Source organism: Ignatzschineria sp. LJL83 (genome assembly GCF_054871845.1).
Window position 1 is genome coordinate 147,601 of record NZ_JBTXLY010000002.1, and the last position, 16,675, is coordinate 164,275.

Annotated in this window: 12 protein-coding genes; 7 read left to right on the plus strand and 5 right to left on the minus strand. The window is 39.6% G+C overall.

Going from position 1 to position 16,675, the window contains the following annotated elements:
* The first annotated feature begins 32 nt into the window (after positions 1 to 32).
* The gene (sdhA, locus tag ACYSN2_RS02495) at positions 33 to 1,835 is read left to right on the plus strand and encodes a succinate dehydrogenase flavoprotein subunit (RefSeq protein WP_461748686.1); all 1,803 of its coding nucleotides are present in this window, start codon (positions 33 to 35) and stop codon (positions 1,833 to 1,835) included.
* Positions 1,836 to 1,881: 46 nt separating this feature from the next.
* The gene (locus ACYSN2_RS02500) at positions 1,882 to 2,658 is read left to right on the plus strand and encodes a succinate dehydrogenase iron-sulfur subunit (RefSeq protein WP_461748687.1); all 777 of its coding nucleotides are present in this window, start codon (positions 1,882 to 1,884) and stop codon (positions 2,656 to 2,658) included.
* 544 nt (positions 2,659 to 3,202) lie between these two features.
* On the opposite strand, the gene ACYSN2_RS02505 is transcribed toward ACYSN2_RS02500, so the two are convergent.
* From ACYSN2_RS02505 to ACYSN2_RS02525, 5 genes are all read right to left on the minus strand, one after another.
* On the minus strand, positions 3,203 to 4,906 hold the full coding sequence (locus tag ACYSN2_RS02505; protein WP_461748688.1) for a hypothetical protein: 1,704 nt from the start codon (positions 4,904 to 4,906) through the stop codon (positions 3,203 to 3,205).
* Positions 4,907 to 5,237: 331 nt separating this feature from the next.
* Entirely contained in the window at positions 5,238 to 6,335 is a 1,098-nt protein-coding gene (locus ACYSN2_RS02510) for a 2-aminoethylphosphonate--pyruvate transaminase (RefSeq protein ID WP_461748689.1), read from the minus strand.
* A gap of 426 nt (positions 6,336 to 6,761) precedes the next feature.
* On the minus strand, positions 6,762 to 8,513 hold the full coding sequence (locus ACYSN2_RS02515) for a putative 2-aminoethylphosphonate ABC transporter permease subunit (RefSeq protein ID WP_461748690.1): 1,752 nt from the start codon (positions 8,511 to 8,513) through the stop codon (positions 6,762 to 6,764).
* Positions 8,514 to 8,517: 4 nt separating this feature from the next.
* Entirely contained in the window at positions 8,518 to 9,615 is a 1,098-nt protein-coding gene (locus ACYSN2_RS02520) for a putative 2-aminoethylphosphonate ABC transporter ATP-binding protein (RefSeq protein ID WP_461748691.1), read from the minus strand.
* Positions 9,616 to 9,617: 2 nt separating this feature from the next.
* Positions 9,618 to 10,655 carry a putative 2-aminoethylphosphonate ABC transporter substrate-binding protein gene (locus ACYSN2_RS02525; RefSeq protein ID WP_461748692.1) on the minus strand — a complete coding sequence of 346 codons (1,038 nt, stop codon included), beginning with the start codon at positions 10,653 to 10,655 and terminating at the stop codon, positions 9,618 to 9,620.
* Positions 10,656 to 11,346: 691 nt separating this feature from the next.
* Between ACYSN2_RS02525 and ACYSN2_RS02530 the strand changes: the two genes are divergently transcribed.
* The 5 genes from ACYSN2_RS02530 to ACYSN2_RS02550 all read left to right on the plus strand — a co-directional run bounded on the left by ACYSN2_RS02530 (position 11,347) and on the right by ACYSN2_RS02550 (position 16,672).
* A complete protein-coding gene (locus tag ACYSN2_RS02530; protein WP_461748693.1) occupies positions 11,347 to 12,165 on the plus strand; it encodes a phosphodiesterase in 819 nt (272 codons plus the stop codon).
* Between the two features lie 136 nt (positions 12,166 to 12,301).
* On the plus strand, positions 12,302 to 13,612 hold the full coding sequence (locus tag ACYSN2_RS02535; protein ID WP_461748694.1) for an MFS transporter: 1,311 nt from the start codon (positions 12,302 to 12,304) through the stop codon (positions 13,610 to 13,612).
* 420 nt (positions 13,613 to 14,032) lie between these two features.
* The gene (locus tag ACYSN2_RS02540) at positions 14,033 to 14,272 is read left to right on the plus strand and encodes a BolA family protein (protein WP_461748695.1); all 240 of its coding nucleotides are present in this window, start codon (positions 14,033 to 14,035) and stop codon (positions 14,270 to 14,272) included.
* Positions 14,272 to 15,549 (plus strand): UDP-N-acetylglucosamine 1-carboxyvinyltransferase, encoded by a 1,278-nt coding sequence (gene murA / locus ACYSN2_RS02545; RefSeq protein WP_461748696.1) that lies wholly within the window; start codon positions 14,272 to 14,274, stop codon positions 15,547 to 15,549. The genes ACYSN2_RS02540 and murA overlap by 1 nt, the downstream gene beginning before the upstream one ends.
* A gap of 238 nt (positions 15,550 to 15,787) precedes the next feature.
* Entirely contained in the window at positions 15,788 to 16,672 is an 885-nt protein-coding gene (locus ACYSN2_RS02550) for a hypothetical protein (RefSeq protein WP_461748697.1), read from the plus strand.
* The last annotated feature ends 3 nt before the right edge of the window (positions 16,673 to 16,675 follow it).

Sequence of the window (16,675 nt, forward strand, 5' to 3'; positions counted from 1 at the left end):
TTAATAGAATAAAAATTCTCGGAGTTTTATTGATGAGTAACTTAAAAGAGTATAAAGATTATAAAATTCAAGAACACGTTTATGACGTTGTTGTTGTAGGTGCAGGTGGTGCAGGTCTTCGTGCAACACTCGGCATGGCAGAAAAAGGTTTAAAAACAGCTTGTGTGACTAAAGTTTTCCCAACACGTTCACATACAGTTGCAGCACAAGGTGGTGTTTCAGCGGCACTTGGTAACATGGGTGAAGATGATTGGCGCTGGCATATGTACGATACAGTTAAAGGTTCTGACTGGTTAGGCGACCAAGATGCAATCGAATATATGTGTCGTGAAGCAATTCCTGCAATTTTAGAACTTGAGCATTATGGCTTACCATTCTCACGTACTGAAGATGGTAAAATCTATCAGCGTCCATTTGGTGGAATGACCACTAACTTTGGTGAAGGTCAAGCACAAAGAACATGTGCGGCAGCAGATAGAACAGGTCATGCAATGTTGCATACTTTGTATCAGCAATCTTTAAAATATAAAGCAGAATTCTACATCGAATATTTCGCAGTTGACCTTTTAATGGACAATGGCGAGTGCCGTGGTGTGGTTGCTTGGGATCTAGCTGAAGGAACAATGCATGTATTCCGTTCACAAATGGTTGTATTAGCAACAGGTGGTTACGGTCGTGCTTACTTCTCAGCAACATCTGCACATACTTGTACAGGTGATGGTAACGGAATGGTTGCGCGTGCAGGCCTTCCACTTCAAGATATGGAATTCGTACAATTCCACCCAACAGGAATCTACGGTGCAGGTTGTTTAATCACTGAAGGTGTTCGTGGTGAAGGTGGTTATTTAACAAACTCTAATGGTGAGCGTTTCATGGAACGTTATGCACCAAATGCGAAAGACTTAGCATCACGTGACGTTGTTTCACGTTCAATGTTAATTGAAATTCGTGAAGGTCGAGGCGTTGGTCCTAAGAAAGATCATATCTACTTGCATCTTGAGCATTTAGGTCCTGAAGTGATCGAAGATCGTCTTCCAAGTATTGCGGAAAGCGCAAGAATCTTTGCGGACGTTGATGTACGTAAAGAACCAATTCCTGTAATTCCAACAGTTCACTACAACATGGGTGGGGTTCCTACGAACTATCACGGTGAAGTTGTGACACTTAAAGATGGTAATCCTGATTACATCGTTCCAGGTCTTATGGCAATTGGTGAAGCGGCGTGTGTATCTGTACATGGTGCGAACCGTTTAGGTTCTAACTCATTACTCGACTTAGTAGTATTCGGTCGTGCAGCAGCAAATCGTGCAGCAGAAATCTTAAAACCAAATGCAGATCATAAAGCAATGGATGATCAAAAAGTGATTGATATTTTAGATCGCTTTGACAAAATCCGTCATGCGGATGGAAATATCTCAACTGCGGATCTTCGCGATAAAATGCAACGTGCAATGCAGGAAGATGTTGCTGTATTCCGTATGCAAGAAACGCTCGAAGATGGTGTTAGACGTGTTGATGAAGCATTTGGATTATTCAATGATATTAAAGTTCATGATAGAAGCTTAATCTGGAACTCAGACTTAGTAGAAACACTTGAGCTTTCAAACCTTTTAGTTTGTGCAGTTGCAACAGTTAAATCAGCTGTAAACCGTACGGAATCTCGTGGTGCGCATGCTCGTGAAGATTATCCAAATCGTGATGATGTGAATTGGATGAAACATACATTTGCATGGATTGATGAAAATGGAGATGTCACTATCGATTATCGTCCTGTTCATACATATACATTGACGGATGAAGTTGCGTATATCGAACCTAAAGAACGTACTTACTAATTGGCGAATGCTGATGAGTAACAGGTTAAAATAAAAGGAAAATATTATGGCTGAATTTAAATTACCCGCAAATTCGGTTGTTAAAGAAGGAAAGTTCTTTAAAAACGAAAATGCGACTAACAAACGAGTATTCAAAGTTTATCGTTGGAATCCAGATACTGGTGAAAATCCACGTTATGATCGTTATGAAGTAGATCTTGATGCGTGTGGTCCTATGATTCTTGATGCATTATTGCTTATTAAGAACACAATGGATCCTACATTGACACTTCGCCGTTCATGCCGTGAAGGTGTGTGTGGTTCATGTGCGATGAATATTGATGGTACAAACACATTAGCATGTACTAAAGCGATTAGTGCAGTAACTGCAACAGAAGTATCGATTAATCCACTTCCACATATGCATGTGATTAAGGACTTAGTTCCGGATTTAACACACTTCTATGCGCAATATGCATCGATCAAACCATGGTTACAAGCAGATACTCCAACACCACCACGCGAGCGTTTACAATCTATTGAAGAGCGCCGTAAATTAGATGGTTACTACGAGTGTATTCTTTGTGCATCATGCTCAACATCATGCCCAAGCTACTGGTGGAATGCTGATAAGTACTTAGGTCCTGCGGTATTACTTCAAGCGTATCGTTTTATTTCTGATACACGTGATGAATATAAAGGTGAGCGTTTAGATGAACTTGAAGATCCATTCAAGCTTTATCGTTGCCACACAATCATGAACTGTACAAACACTTGTCCTAAAGGCTTAAATCCTGCTAAAGCAATTGCAGAGATTAAGAAATTAATGGTAGCAAGACACTAATATCTATTTTCTATATTGATGATAGATAAAGTACAAGAGCTAGTATTCACTAGCTCTTTTTTTATGCCCGTTTAGTTTATGGCGATTACATATTTATAGTGCTTGTTTTATGTCGTGAAATTGGATTAGCAAGATTTAGTTCAGAAAAATGGACTGCTATATGATGCCAGTGAAAGTCTATGTTTTTAAAATCGTATATTAGGAATGTTGTATTTTAGACTATTATAGTTATTTCGTTTTACTTAAAACTCTAAAAAGAATGAATTCTGCTGGCACGAGATTTGCAAAAGAATACAAGCATTCGACCTAGCGATGAATCAGCCTATACTTCACAAGGGAACTTTCTTAAATCAATTTCACTATGAACTGAGAATAATTAAACAGGAAGTAGACAGAAATTTTCTATAAAAACGATCTTCTAAAAATGATAGGGGAAACATCCATAAAAAAAGAGATCATAACGATCTCCTTTTTGCATACACTTATCTATTTTTAAACAAAGTACTCAGAGTAAAAGCAGATGCTACCTTTAAGTGGTCATAATTTACTGTGAAATCACTTGGTTCTGGCTATTGCGCATTTCGATACTCGTAAATGGCATGCTCCAACCTTCCTGTTGGGCACAACGTAAACATGCCTGCTGAACTAATCGTCCTGATTGGAAGTAATAAGCAGCAGAAGAACCTTTCATTGAAAGAATAACGGTATATACAAGAGATATTCCTTCATTAATTTTTCTAAACTCTACACTAATCGAATTGTATTGATCATGCAGATCTGTGTGAGATAAAAACTCAATGACATATGCTTTGAGTTTCGTGAATATCTCATCGACGGGCGTATTAAAGTGTTTATATGACAACCCAAAATCTGCAACAGTATAGTAGCCATATGAGAGATTCGTTGGGGCACCGGCAATAAAGTCCGCTGTTGGATAAATAATGGTGCTATTAAAAGAATTGAGATAAACAGATTCTGGCGTTTGTCGTTTCACTTCTCCAAAGGCGCCACTTGGTAAAATAAAACTATCTCCCACTTTTGCCGGGAACCAGATTTCATCGTTATTTAATGGACGAGAAATCAGATTTGCGATTTCAGGAAGCATTAAACGAATACGGCCATTATCAAGAGCAGGATTGTGAAGCGTTGCACTATAGAGCGTAATTCTTTCGATCATCCAAGGAATACCACGATAAATAACTCGCTCGCCTTGTCTTGCTGAACCGAGGTTTAAGAACAGACGAATTTCTGAAAAGTATTTGGGAACATAGTTTCTAAATGCAAAGATGAGTGCTAATAGAATGAGTATCGCAATTCCAAATAAGACCATATCTCCCATAGAATGCAGAACAATCAGAAATGCAATGACGGATGCGATAATCGAAATGACGCGATAAGTAAGGATAAATAATCTGCGTTTAAGATTAACTTTTTGCTGACCACGAGTTTTCTTTTGTGATCTTTGGATAAAAATATCCATCAGTTTAGTCAGGCTATAAAGCACTAGGATAAAGGTGGCAAATGAGGTAAATAGAATTAATCCTCGGCCTTTTACGAAATCAATCACGCCATCTTTGAGAGATTCCATAAATGACTTATCGGTTGTCATGGCACTTAGGAGATTAGTATAACGATCTCGATCTCGTAAAAGATCTCGTAAGAAGAGCTCCCAGCTATCCTCAATAGTTTCTAAGCGCAGTAGCGTTGTGTGATTAAGTTCTTCTCTAGGAATTGCCGCTAAGTAAGCAAGCCCACTTTTGAGGACTTCAATTTTTTCATTTGTTAATTGTAGATCGCGGTTTACAATCTCTTTTTCTCGAGTAGCTTTCGTTAAGCGTTGAATCTCCGAGAAAACGGGTTGCACAATTTGGAGTAATTCTGCTTGCCAATCGTAATTGAGATCTTCTTCATTATCGGATTTAGTGAGGAAGTTAATATCGATGCCACCCAATGCAAACTTTTCAAATTCATGGCGTGATTGGATCAGTCTTGCTTGTAATTGATTAATACGCTCTTCAATATCTATTTTTGTTTCTTGTGTGCCGGCATTTTTAAGCTCTATTTTTAATGCTGTGATTTTTGTTTGAATATCCTCAATAGACATTTCTGCAGATTCTAAGATATCACAACACTCAACGTTCGGTGGAATCACGGTATCGTCGATTTCTTGAGCATAAGAGAAGTATCCTAAAATCAGGAAAGCAATGATGCTAAATAGGGAAGGGAAAGATCTTTTGTGATTAATCATATATTCTCAGTTTGAAATTATTTTAGATAAATGTTTTAGGCAAAGACTATATATTGTAACAAAGAAGTTTTATAAAAACATAGGGATAGATTTTAAAGTAATGATGAAGTGCTGAGGAAGTGGCTGTTTGTTGGAAGTTTTGTATTAAAAATTCAAAAATATTTCTTGTATTATTACCTCTTAAATATACAACGGATATGCCGAAGGAGAATACTATGAAAGAGAATATAAAAAACGATCTCCCATTTTCTATATGAGAGATCGTTGTATTTATCATTGAAGTAATTTTACCATTGAAATGATGCTTCAGTAATCATTGTTAAAACAACTGTTAAACTTCCATTTTTTGCAAGGCAAAACCAATAGCATTGACCGCTTGGCGCATCTCTAACGCATCAATTGCGCCGATGGAACCTACACGGAAAGTATCCACTTCCGTAAGTTTGCCGGGATAGAGCATAAAGCCTTCTGCTTTTGTCACATCATAGAGGGTTTTGAAATCATATTTGTCGCTTTGTGGTGCTAAGAATGTGATGATAATTGCCGAAAGATCTGCTTCATTTAAGAAAGGCTCAATTCCTAAAGCACGCATGCCTTCGAGTAACACATTGGAATTTTCTTGATAACGGGCAAAACGGGCGGGTTGTCCGCCTTCTTCAAAGAATTGAATAACGGCTTCATGAAGCGCAACCACCACATGCGTTGGCGGCGTAAAGCGCCATTGACCTGTTTTCTCCATGTAATGATATTGATCATAAAGATCGAGCGAAAGAGAGGCGCTATTATCTTTGCAAGATTCGATAATCGCTTTACGAAGGAACACAAAACCCATTCCCGGAACGCCTTCTAAACATTTACCACTTGCGGCAATGAGCGCATCAAATTGCAAAGAGGTGACTTCAATGGGATATGCGCCGAATGAACTCATGGCATCCACGATTAATCCCACATTAGAAGCTTTACAAATATCGCTAATCTCTTGTAGCGGATTAATAATGCCGGTGCCGGTTTCACAGTGAATTAAACCGACATGAGTAATGGAAGGATCATTTTGTAAAGCTTCTTTGACTGCTTCAGGATTGACGCTTTCAGATTCTGGAAACGAGAGCAATGTAGTTTTTCGTCCAAGTCTTTCGCTAATGGTTGCCATTCTTTTGCAATATGCACCGTTATCGAGAACTAAAATGTGCCCTTCTTGCGGAATCACGGTACCAATTGCCGCCTCTACGGAGAATGTACCACTTCCTTGCATGGGAATAACCGTGTAATCGCCGGTGTTTTGAATGATTTTGAGAAGGGATTCACGCAGGTTAGCAGTGACTTTTTTGAAATCTTCATCCCAAGAACCCCAATCGTTTAACATCGCTAATTTCGTACGAAGTGTAGTGGTTAAAGGACCGGGTGTTAATAAGATTTTATCGCGACTCATGAAGTGCTCCTTGAATAAGCCTTAAATGGAAAGTATGGATTGAGAGAGTTGTCTGTTGCTATGAATGATGGGTTATATATTCGTGATAAAGGCTGATTTGCAGCGGGAGAGAATGTTTGCATGCTTTGAGCTATTTCTCGCCCGCAGTATTAATCCCTTTAAAGTCTTGTTAAAAAAGTGATGATCCGATTGGTTTTTACTTCCTAAGTGCTCGATTACTTTCTTGATATCTATTGAATGAAGTAATTCGTCAGTTTGGTTTGAAATTGAAAAGCATCAATATTGTTGGCGCGTGATCTTTATAAGAATGCAAGCATTCGCACCAACTACAAATCAGCTTATGTAAATCAGTTTCTGTATTGCCATTGAATCTGCTGAAACTGATGAGATGTTTGATCTGATATTGAATCATCATAATCACCTCAATTATGCCGATCGCCATTGCTGGGTTCTGTTGAAAACGATCTTTTCTACTAAAGAGAAGAAGAGAAGCGCAAGTACGGAGAGCGTTGTAATGATCACCGCCATTGCCGTAGCACCGCCAACATCTCCGGCATCATCAAGGTTTAAGATGGCAACTGCTGCAAGTTCTGTTTCTGGCGAGTAGATAAAGATCACTGCCGAAATCGTTGTCATCGCATTGATAAAGAGATATCTCGCAACGTCCACTAATGTTGGCAGAGAAATCGGTAATGTGACTGTCCAAAGCGTCCTTAAAACCGGCGTTTTGAGAGAATATGCCACTGATTCAAATTCGCTATCAATGCTTTTCAGCGCGCCACTTGTGGAGATAAAACTCGTGCTGAAGAAGTGGATAATGGTACAGATCACTAAAATCGTCATTGTGTGATATAAGCCATTTAGCGGATTATCCGGCATATTGAAAAAGAGAATATAACCAATGCCTAATACGAGTCCTGGAACTGCCATCGGCAACATGGCAAATAGACGAAGTAAGCCTTTAATTTTGGCAAAACCGGAAGTTTTCTCAATAAGCCAAGCGGCGATAAAGATCGTGATCACCCCAAAAATTGCCGTAAAGCTTGCGAGGGTTAAAGTATTCATGATTGTGTGCGCAAGATCAGATTCCACTAAGATAGAGCGATAATTTACAAGGCTCAATTCTAAGTTATAAGGCCAGAAGCTCACGAAAGATGCATAGATTGGCATGAGTAACATGGCTAGCATGAGCAGACTAATGATGGAACAGAAAGAGAACATTGCCATATCAAAGCGGCTCGATTTTTTCGGCACTAATAACACGGATTTTGCACTTAACGTTGCGGCATTTTTCCGGCGAATGATGAGATCAATAGAGAATGTGAAAATTGCCGGCAAGAGAAGGAGAAGGGCTACAAGTGCACCTTGCTGAAAATCTTGTTGACCGATCATTAAACGAAAGACATCCGTTGCCAAGACATCAAAGTTGCCGCCGACAATTTTTGGTACACCGAAATCTGTGATTGTGAGGGTGAATGCCACCATTGCCGCCGAGATAATACCGTATTTACAATCGGGTAATGTGATGGTGAAAAATTTTCGAGCGCTTGAAGTTCCCATCGTGTCCGCCGCTTCATAAAGACGCGCATCGGCAATGGTTAAGGTTGTGGTGAGAATCATCAAAACATGAGGGAAAATCGCAAAAAGTTCCGCTAAGACAATGCCGGACATGCCGTAAATGGATTCAAATCCTAAAAACTGCCAAAACTTTAGCGCAATCCCTTGATTCCCAAACCAGTAAATGAGGGAAATTGCCGATAACAAGGAAGGTGCTAAGAGCGGAATGAGCGAGATTGAGCGGTGCATTCCTTTAAAGGGCATGCAACTTCTCGTTAATCCGTAAGCGAAAATAAAGGCAATGGGGATAATGATGATGGTGACTAACAGCGCCACCGAAAGGCTATTTTTAAGGCTCGTTAAAAGAGAAGGCTGATGAAAATAAGCGAGCAATCTCTCAAGCACGGTGCTTTCAGCAAAAGCAGGATCGGTAATGAAGATGTTTTCAAAAACAGTGCTTAAAGGTGCCACCAAAAAGAGTAGAAAGAAGATGGTGATGATGAGCGTTAATGCGCCCACAATCATTCTATTTGGCGTGAATTTTGTTAAAAAATGGGCAGAAGAACTTGCCGGCGAAGATGTAGATGAAGATGAAGGTAAACGTGAAGAAGTCAGACTCATGGAGTTAAGCGCTCCTAAAAATATTCATTTTTGATTCAGGGAATCGGATTTTGAGAGATTTCCCAATACTAATTTGATGCTTTAAATTATCTTGTAACGAAAATAGTAGCGTCAGCGGTGTATCATTTTCCGGCGTATTAAAGGTGGCTAACGTGTGGCTTCCTAAAAATTCCAGATTTTCGATAATGCCGGTAAATCCTTCTGTTTGATTGCTCTGTTGATCTGCCACAATCTCATAATCTTCTGGGCGAATATATGCCATGACATTGTCGCCTTGCGGGATATTTTCAGGGTTTTCGTTATTTTCAGAATTATCTGGAAGAGAAACCGTCTGCTCTCCAAATTGAAATCGACGATTACCAAGGCTTTTGCCGGAAATTTGATTCACTCTGCCGACAAAGCTTGCCACAAACGGCGACACAGGATTGCTATAAATCTCAAAAGGCGTTCCCACTTGTTCGATTTTCCCGTGATTCATCACGACAATTCGATCGGCAATGGAGAGCGCTTCTTCCTGATCGTGAGTGACCATAATGGTGGTAATGCCGAGCTTTTTTTGTAGATGGCAAATCTCTTGGCGAAGATGCGTTCTAACGGTAGCATCGAGCGCTGATAATGGCTCATCTAATAGCAGTAAGTTTGGCGATGTTGCAAGCGCTCTTGCAAGGGCAATGCGTTGCTGTTGTCCGCCGGAAAGCTGTGCGGGATACTTATTTTCACTGCCGGAAAGCCCCACAGTTTCTAACAGTTCCGTCACACGTGCTTTAATCGCTTTCTTCGGCATTTTTTGATTCACTAAACCGTAAGCGATATTTTGATAAATCGTCAGATTTGGGAAAAGGGCATAAGATTGAAACACAATGCCGTAATCTCGCTTTTCGATAGGCGCGTGACTAATGTCACGCCCATCTTGATGAATCATCCCACTTGATTGAGTTTCAAGGCCGGCAATAATGCGTAAAAGCGTTGTTTTACCGCAACCAGAAGGACCTAAAAAGCAGATCAATTCTCCTCTGTTTAACGATAAATCGATTTCTTTGAGCGCTGTAAAATTCCCAAAGCGCTTATGAATACCACTCAATTGCAAGTAGGACTGATTCATGACTATTTTCCTTCTGATTTATTTGCGTAACGGCTGTTCCATTTTTCGAGAATTTCTCCACGATCAATCGCCGCTTGATCAAAATCGATCTCTACTAATAGATCTTCATAGTTATCAGGAATATTCTCTAAACGAGGTGCCACATTTGGCTCGCCGGTAATAGCAAAGTTTTTCGCATAGAGTTTCATTGCATCGGTGCTTGAAGCCCAATCTGCAAGCTTTTTCGCAGATTCGAGTTTGTCAGTACCTTTCATGATGGCAAATGCTTCCACATCCCAACCTAAACCTTCTTGTGGGAAGACAAGATTAATCGGCGCACCACGTTTTTTGTTGGAATGTCCACGATATTCAAAAGAGATACCAATAGGATATTCGCCCGTTGCCGCCATGTTGCATGGTTTTGAACCTGAATGGGTATATTGCGCAACATTTTCATGTAATCCATCCATATATTCCCAAGTCTGCTCTTCGCCAAACATGCTCATCCAGCCGATCACGTTGAGATATCCTGTGCCGGAAGAGCTAGGATTTGGCATCACGATTTGGTTTTTGTAAACAGGATTGAGGAGATCATTCCATGTTTTAGGTTCAGGAAGATTCTTTTTCGCCGCTTCTTGTGTGTTAAAGCAGATCACAGCGCCGGTGACATCTAAGCCCCACCAATTAGGTACTTCTTGGGAATCTTTAAATTTTGGATCAATCTTATCGATATTCGCAGGTGCATAAGGTTCTAATAACCCTTCAGCATTCAGCGCACCTAAGCCTGTAATCGCAACGCCCCAAACCACATCTGCTTGAGGATTATTCTTTTCCGCAAGGAGTTTCGCCGCAATGACGCCGGTTGAATCTCGCACAATGCGAAGATCAATTTCGGGATGTACTTTATTAAATTCACGTTGATACTCTTTCAGCTGATCGACTTCAAATGCCGTATAAACCGTGAGCGTTTCTTTTTGTGCATTTGCTAGCGTTAATCCTAGTGACATAAAAAGCGCTGTGGATAATGCTAATTTTTTACCTAGTTGTCTACGAATTTTCATGTGCGAATCCTCATTCTTATTAATCGAAAGATGGAAGGCAGTATAAAAAGGATATGTGACGAATTTATGACAACTGAAAATAAATTATAAAATTGTAAAGAGGTAATGTGACAGACATTTTATATGGGAAAATGGCCCTGAAAATGATTAATTTAAGATATTGAATCTTTCTGTTTATCATTCATAAAAAACAACAATTACAGATATTTTATGAGGTGTTTTATAGTAATCTCATCAGAGTTTTGTAGTCGTTTTATGGGGCGCGTGATAACGATTTTATAGAATAGATATATATAGGGGAAGTTTGTCGTGATAAGGAATGTTACAAAAGTGTTATGTAAGTTTTATATAAGCGTTACATAAGCTTTGTATAAGGTTTATAACATCTGTTGTCACGATGAAGTGATTGAAATTCTGTCTATCAATGAGAATATTTTACGCAATTTTTACAAATTTAGAATGCTGTTATCTTTTTGTCTTATTCGCCTGTGATACTACGCTTTGCTCCTTTTTAAGGAGCTGAACGGCGCCATCTGATCGGTATTTAGATAGATTGCAGAGAGATATTAAAACGGAAAAAGAGGCGCAAATAATTGGCGAAATATAAGGATAATATTTTATTTGATATAATTCGTGATTCTGCGGTAATAAACGTTAAATAAACTTATAAAGTTTTATGGGTAGGTAAATTATGAAAGTGATACAACTTTCAGATCCTCATGTTCGAGGTGATGGAAAACTCTCTTTTGGTGTGGTTGATACGCCGAAAATGCTTCGTGATTGTATTGATCATATCTGCAATTTAGATTGGACGCCGGATGCGATTGTCATCTCCGGAGATTTAGCAGATAGCGGTGCGCCGGATGCTTATGAGTTATTACAAGAAGAATTAAAAAGATTGCCGGCACCTCTTTTTGTGCTTCCGGGAAATCATGATAGACGAGAAGGGATTTTGAAATACCTTTCAGAGTATTGCCCAACTGAGTCAGAGATGGCGCCGTATATCTGTTATACCTATGAAGAATTGCCGATGCGTATTGTGGTATTTGATAGCACGCATCCGGGTTCCCATTCAGGGCATCTGCATCCGGAAGTGGCCGTTTGGTTAGAAAAAACCTTAGCGGAAAAACCCGATACGCCGACATTACTCTTTTCTCATCACGTCCCATTTTTAACAGGCTTTGGTGAAATGGATGAGCCTTATGAGAATAGCGAGCAGTTAAAAGAGATCTTAACGAAATACTCGAATGTTCGTTTCTGCTGTGGTCATATTCATCGCCCGATTACTTCCACATTTGGGAATAACGTGATGGTGACGGCACCGGCGGTTTCTATGCAAATTGCCATGGATTTAACGCCGGAAGGGGGCGATGCATTTAGAATGGAAACGCCGGGATATATGATTCATCACTGGCATGAAGGGCAGTGTAATTCTCATGTTTGCCAAATCCCTTCACAAGCCACATTTGCGGGCCCTTATAAATTTGTAGGCTCCGTCAATCCTGAATAAACCTGAATATCCTACTGATCTGAACATTCAGATCAGTGATATAGATAGCGATATAGATATAGATAGTAATAACAATAACTAGCGCTGTAATTGATGCTTTATTTTATTTTAAATTAGAAAGGTACAAAAATTATTTATGAGTAATCAACCTCCTAAAAACTCAATGCGTAAAGTCGCACTTGCGAGCTTACTAGGCGCAACGATTGAATGGTATGACTTCTTCCTTTACGGCGTTGTTGCCGGGATTGTCTTTAACCATCTCTTCTTCTCGCCTGATATTAGTAACTCAGCGGCAACGATTTTGGCATATTTAACCTTTGCCATTGGATATTTAGCAAGACCTTTCGGCGCATTTATCTTCGGACATTATGGCGATAAATATGGTCGTAAAAGTGTGTTAGTGATTACACTCTTAATTATGGGTGTGGCAACTGTTGGAATTGGCTTAATTCCAAGTTATGCAAGCATTGGTATCGCAGCACCTATTTTGTTGCAATTAATGCGTTTATTACAAGGCTTTGGTTTAGGCGGAGAGTGGGGCGGTGCTGTACTTTTAGCGTATGAGCATGCGGATGAGAAAGAGCGTTCATTCTATGCGGCATTCCCGCAAATGGGTTTAGCAATTGGTCTATTCTTAGCAACGGCAGTAGTAGCAGCGCTCTCTTACTTCTTAACAGATGAAGCGTTCATGGAATGGGGCTGGAGAATTGCATTCTTAGGAAGTATCGTACTTGTTGCGATTGCGATGTATATTCGCCTCAATATTCTTGAAACGCCGGACTTTGTGAAAGCGCAAGAGAAAAAAGAGGAAGAAGAAGTCAAACTTCCAATTATGGTTGTTTTGAAAAACTATCCAAAAAATATCCTTTTAGGCGTAGGTTGCCGTTGGATTGATGGGGTTTTCTTCAACGTTCTTGCGGTTTTCTCGATCAGCTATTTAACGCAAAGATTAGGCATGGATCGCACGAGCGCGATTATTCCTATTACGATTGCGGCATTAGTGATGGCGCCGGCAATTCTCTATTGCGGCAAGCTTGCAGATAGATTTGGTCGTGCGCGTGTTTATAGTACAGCAAGTTTATTAGCGGGAATTAGCGTATTCCCGGCATTCTATCTCATGGATATGAGTGTGGATAATCCGTGGTTATTATGGCCGGCATTTATCATTCCAATTGGACTACTTTATGCGGGAATTTTTGGACCACAAGCGCCACTTTATGCGGGACTCTTTAGACCAGAAGTACGTTACACAGGAATCTCTGTGGTATATCAATTCCCAAGCTTCTTAGTTGCCGGTATCGTGCCGATGCTTTCAGCAATTATGTTGACATGGAGTGATGGTTTCCCAATCTATATCTGTCTTTTTGTTCTATTCGTAGGCTGTGTGAGTGCGTATAGTGCCCATCGAATTCAGAAGAATTCTAAAGATGGTATTACAAACTATTAATTAGTTGCGATATACCGTAAGACGGATATTCGATATACAGTCGTCATGTAGAAAAATGACAATTCATAAAAAAGCTCATTCATTTGAGCTTTTTTTGTGCGTGATATTTGGCGCTATTTTGAAGCGTTTTCGTAGAAGTAATCTTGTCATTTTTCTCAAATAGGCTTTAGAAATCGTGAATTAGCGAAATTGATAGACAATTGATAGGCAAATTGATCAATATATGAAAATCTCTCTAAGATCATGGCATAATAACGAACATTAATTCGGAGATTGAAACGTTTGTAGAAAGGACAATGCTAGATCGTTTTAATCTTTGTGCTATCCAAGTTGTATATCGCTTATCTACTATTTCAAGAAGAAAATTTGTAAGACGATATGTAACGTACTAAATCAATTTGGAGTAAGGAATATCTCATCATGATGACTAAAGAAAAAGTTCAAGAATTAATTCAAGCAGGTTTAAAGTGTGATTTCATCGAGATTAAAGGCGAAGATGGGGTACATTTTGAAGGGGTTGTGGTAAGCCCTGAGTTTGAAGGTATTTCAATGTTAAAACAGCATAAACTCGTTTATGCAACACTTGGAAATCGTCTTGAAACTGAAGAGATTCATGCATTAGCGCTAAAAACCTATACTCCAGATGAATGGAGCAAATAATGGCTGATAAAGAACGACTATTAGTTGAGGGAAATGGACCTTTAAAAGGAACCGTTCGTGCAAGTGGCGCTAAAAATGCGGTATTGCCCATTTTAGCAGCAACGATTTTAGCAAGTGAACCGGTTGTTTTAAAGAATGTTCCCAAACTGCAAGATGTTCTCGTTTTGTGCCAAATTTTAGAAGATTTGGGTGCGAAAGTGGAAATCAAAGGGGATCAAGTGACGATTGATCCTTCCGGCATTCATAAAACACGTGCAAATCACGATTTAGTGAGCCAAATGCGCGCCTCTATTTTGGTTTTAGGACCAATATTAGCAAAATTTGGGGAAGCAGAAGTATCGCTTCCGGGCGGATGTGCCATTGGAAGCAGACCTGTCGATCAGCATCTTTTAGGAATGGAAGCATTAGGCGCTGATATTCGTGTTGAAAATGGTTACGTGCACGCAACCGTGAAGAATGGATCAAAACTCAAAGGCTGTCATCATGCATTTGATGTGGTCACTGTTACCGGCGTTGAAAATGTACTCATGGCTGCAGTATTAGCTGATGGCGTGACGATTCTTGATAACTGTGCGAAAGAACCTGAAGTGAGTGATCTTGCGCTGATGCTCAATCAGCTTGGTGCGAAAATCGAAGGAATTGGTACAGATCGCTTAACCATTACCGGCGTTGATAAACTCGGCGGCGGTGAATATAGCGTGATGCCAGATCGCATCGAAATTGGCACCTATATGGTTGCCGGTGCGATGACATTTGGCGATATCGTGATCGAAGATTGTATTCCGGAGCATTTAGAATCTGTAACGCATATGCTGAAACAAGCGGGCGTGAATGTGGAGGTTGGTACAGATACGATTCGTGTGTATCCAAACCTTCCAAAGCTCAAAGCACTTCGCATCAAAACAGCGCCATATCCGCTCTTTGCAACAGATATGCAAGCGCAATTTATGGCGATGGCGGCGATTTCAGAAGGTACGTCCACAATTATGGAAACTATCTTTGAAAATCGCTTTATGCATGCCAATGAACTCGTGAGAATGGGTGCGAATATCAAAATTGATAACCGTATCGCCTTTATTGAAGGCGTTCCAAAGCTTTCCGGCGCAAGTGTTACGGCAACAGATTTAAGAGCATCTGCGGCACTGATTCTCGCAGGATTAGTTGCCGATGGTACAACGACAATTGGCGCACTCCATCATTTAGATCGTGGTTATGATTCTATTGAACAGAAGCTTACGAATTTAGGTGCGAAAATCGAAAGAATTATTTTAGAGTAAATTAATCTTTCAACATCAAAAGTTTCAGAGATTTAAATCTTTCTGAAGAAGTATTAAAAGAAACGTATAAAAAGCCCTTTTTAAGGGCTTTTTTGTTTTCTGAGAATTTTTATTGAGAGAAAACTCTCATATCTTGACTAATTAAAACGCAAAACAGCGTATCGTATCTCACAGAATATTGGGAATAATTTCGAGTAGAAATCCCTTCTAAAAATATTGAAAGGTATGAAAGGAAGATATGAAACTTCAACACAAAATTGGTTACGGCATATTGGGTATTCTTGTCACTGTTGCTTGGTTATTCTTCGTAGGAAGAGATATTTTCTCGGGAAATGTCATCAGCACTTCCAAAGAGATCGAGCTCCATTTTGGAAAACAAGGTGTGAAGGATTTCAAGCGATATAACTACAATGCCGACAATCATCCTTCAGGAGTGGGCTTTATCAGTATCTATTTTTCCGAGAAGAATCTCGGGAATTTACGGATCATTGGTAAGAATGCCGAGATCGAAATTCCGAATGTGATGAGGGCAATGGGCGTTCAATACGGGGTATTTGCAGAAGATGGCATTATGGGGATCGATATTAATTCTAGATTACATGAAGCAGAATTTGTCACGCAAGAAGTCGCCTATGAAGCATATGTGGCATTGATGCAAGAGATTAATAAGAAAGGCTGGAAGCATGATTTAACGAGCGGAAGACCCCGTATAGATGTGAGGGATAACTTAAAACATATTCAAGAGCAGGTTGGTACAGTGATTGATCCTACTTATATTTTAACTTTTGAAGAGTGGAAAGATCAGAGAACGATGTTTTTTGATTTATGGAATAACGATTTACTTTTAGGAATAACAATTAATAGAAGGCCTAAAAATAATGTAGAAGAAATGGAGCAATATACGCTTCGTTATGCCTTTAATACGCAGAAGTATTACATGATGAATGGCATTACAGATTCTCATAAAATCAGTGAAGATGAGTTAAGAGAAGCATTTGAAAAAAAGAGACAATTTTTACTAAATGCGAGAAAAAAGGGAGAAACTAGATATCTGAAAGAAGGATATCGAATCGATGAGAGCCGAGAGCAATCCCATGATTTGTGGCAGTATTTGGTGGAGTAATTG